This window comes from bacterium (genome assembly GCA_030654305.1).
Classification (GTDB): Bacteria; Krumholzibacteriota; Krumholzibacteriia; order LZORAL124-64-63; family LZORAL124-64-63; genus PNOJ01.
Genome location: JAURXS010000189.1, coordinates 1 through 2,663 on the forward strand (window position 1 = coordinate 1; position 2,663 = coordinate 2,663).

The window sequence follows — 2,663 nt, forward strand, 5'->3', positions numbered from 1 at the left end:
GGCGATGGGTCGTGAACATGTTCGGCGCTCCTTGTTGTTGGTGGTCCGTCCCACGACGGTGGTCGCAGCCGCCGTGCCCGGGTGGGCCATGCCAATCAAACGCTGTAATGTATTATATATTAATGCGTTAGGATCGCCGCCCCGTGAGCGTCTTCGAGCGGACGATCGCGGCGGATCTTCACACCCGTGGCGCCGTCGCGACGCTCGGCATTGACTTCCCTGCCCCGAATGCCCTCAATGTGTCGGTCGCGATCGCCGGACTCGAGTGACTGCGGAGGCCTCCATGATCCACATCGTGCTGGGCATGCACAAATCGGGCACCACCCTGGTCTCCCAGATCCTGCACCACTCCGGCGTCGACATGGGCGACTTCGACGAGTCGGTCAGCTACGACCGCGGCAACAAGTACGAACGGGCGTCGGTGCTGGCGCTGGACATGGACATCCTGGGCGCGCCCGACGACGAGGTGCTCGACCTGGGCGTGCGCGGCCCTCTGCGGTTGTCCGAGGCGCAGCGCGTGCGCATGCGGGAGATCATCGCCGACGGCCAGTCCCGCCACGCCGACTGGGGCTTCAAGGACCCGCGCCTGACCCTGGTCTACGACCTCTGGGCGCGGGAGCTGCCCGAGCACCGCCTCATCGCCGTCTACCGCGACCCGGCCGAGGCCTGGCCGCGCTTCAAGTGGCGGGGCCGGCGCCTCTACCATACCAATTTCGCGCGCGCGTCCGCCTTCCTGGACCGCTGGCACGAGCACAACGAGTGCCTGCTGCGCCTGGCGGGCGAACCGGGAAGGAACGTCCTGTTCCTGAGCTACCACGAACTGATGTCCAACGACGCGGAACTCCAGCGCCTGCGCGATTTCGTGGGCCGCGACCTGGTCGACCGCCGCCAGAGCGGCCTCTACCGCGGCCGCCCTCACCCCGACGTGTTCCTGCGCGCCGCCTCCTGGTGGCGCGACCGCCGCACGGGCCGCCCGGCCGCCGCCGTCCTCGCCGACCTCGACGCCGCCCGGCGCTGAGCGGCGCGCGTCACGTTTTCCCCCCGCGGCCGTATACCCCGGATGTACCCGCACGACCCGGAGGCACGCGACCGCCATGGATCCCCGTCGAGAACTGCGTGACCGACGCCACGCCCGCCTGTTGCAGGCGGCGTGCGGCGGCGACCAGGAGGCGTTCCGGCGCCTCTACGCGGAGCTCTACGACCCCGTGGCCGGGTTCCTCGGGCGGCGACTCGCTTCCCCGCACGACGTCGAGGATCTGATCTCCACGGTCTTCCACCGCTTCCTGAAGAACCTGTCGGGATTCGATCCCCGGAAGGGATCGGTGCTGGGTTGGGTCCTGGCCATGGCCCACCACGCGCTGGTCGATCACCTGCGGTCCGTCCGCGAGACCGAGCCGGTGGACGCGCTGGCCGGGACGTTGGCGGGCCCCGCGGCCGATCCGTTGGCCGACCTCATCCGCGACGAGGACCGCGACCGCGTCCGCGCCGGGCTGCTGCGGCTGCCCGACGGGGACCGCGGCCTGATGGCCCTGCGCTACGGGGACGGGTTGCGCCACCGGGAGATCGCCGCGTTGACGGGACTGAGCGAGGCCGCCGTCCGGCAGCGCCTCTCGCGCGCCCTGCGCGAGCTGCGCCGCCACGTGCGCGGTCCGCACACCTGCGAAGGCGAGGTGGACTATGCGACGCAATGAACTGGAGAGGGCGTTGCGTTCCCTGCACGCGTCCCCGGCGCGCCCCCCGGCGCGGCACCGCGGAGCGTTGCAGGAGGACCTGCTCGCCCGCCACCGTGAACTTCATCCCCGGAGAGGGAGGCCCTTCATGAACCGCATGAGCTATTGGACCCGCCCCGCGCTGGCCGTCATGATCCTGCTCGCGCTGGGCATCGCCGCCTGCACCGTGCCCACGAGCTACGAGGTGGGGATGGGGCAGAAGCTCGCCATCAAGCTGCCGGCGTCGGTCGCGAAGGACGGCGGCCTGGAGCAGCCGCTGCAGGAGATCACCGACTACCTGAACACGCTGCCCGGCGTCGAGCAGGCCGGCGTCGCGGTCCGCATCATGGGCGGGGAAGTGTCCCTCGAGCTGATGGTCTGGGGACAGAACCTCGCGGCCGACGATCTCGCCGGCGACCTGCGCGCCCGCTTCCCCCTGCTGGCCGAGGCCGAGATCGCGAGCGAGGAACTGGCCGGCACCGTGCACGGCTCGCTGGCCGAAGCCTTCGGGCACACGGCCATCGGCCTGGAAGTCAGCGGCGAGACGGCCGAGGAAGTCCGCGAGCAGATCCTCGAGCAGCTCGCTGCGCAGGGCTTCGGCGGCGACGCCCAGGTCGAGGTCGTCGACGGCGAGGACGGCCAGCGGCGGGTCAGGATCGAGCTGCACGACACCTGCATCGCGGATTCGGCGGGCAACGAGCTCGTCGTGGAGATGAAGTAGCGGCGGCGCGGTCTTCGCGAGGCGATGGCGGCGGGGTCCGGGCGCGGCGCGCGCGGACCCCGCCGTGTCGTATCAGTCCCCCGCGACGTACTCGAAGGGCCGCTCCAGCAGCAGTTCGCGGTTCCAGTAGACCTTCACCGCGTACGTGCCGGGCTCGCGCTTGCGGTCCGGCGCCACGTTCAGCCGCGAGGAGACGGTGAGGTCGGGGGCGGGGCCGACGACGGCCTCTTCCG

At 71.0% G+C, this 2,663-nt stretch carries 4 protein-coding genes; all 4 read left to right on the plus strand.

The annotated features are described in order from the left end of the window. Positions 1 to 143 precede the first annotated feature (143 nt). Complete coding sequence (locus Q7W29_05020; protein ID MDO9171177.1) at positions 144 to 269, plus strand: hypothetical protein; 126 nt, start codon at positions 144 to 146, stop codon at positions 267 to 269. A gap of 14 nt (positions 270 to 283) precedes the next feature. Further along, complete coding sequence (locus Q7W29_05025) at positions 284 to 1,018, plus strand: sulfotransferase (GenBank protein ID MDO9171178.1); 735 nt, start codon at positions 284 to 286, stop codon at positions 1,016 to 1,018. A gap of 76 nt (positions 1,019 to 1,094) precedes the next feature. Next, positions 1,095 to 1,691 (plus strand): sigma-70 family RNA polymerase sigma factor, encoded by a 597-nt coding sequence (locus tag Q7W29_05030; protein ID MDO9171179.1) that lies wholly within the window; start codon positions 1,095 to 1,097, stop codon positions 1,689 to 1,691. Positions 1,692 to 1,818: 127 nt separating this feature from the next. Continuing rightward, positions 1,819 to 2,430: a hypothetical protein gene (locus tag Q7W29_05035; GenBank protein MDO9171180.1), complete on the plus strand. Its 612-nt coding sequence runs from the start codon at positions 1,819 to 1,821 to the stop codon at positions 2,428 to 2,430. The last annotated feature ends 233 nt before the right edge of the window (positions 2,431 to 2,663 follow it).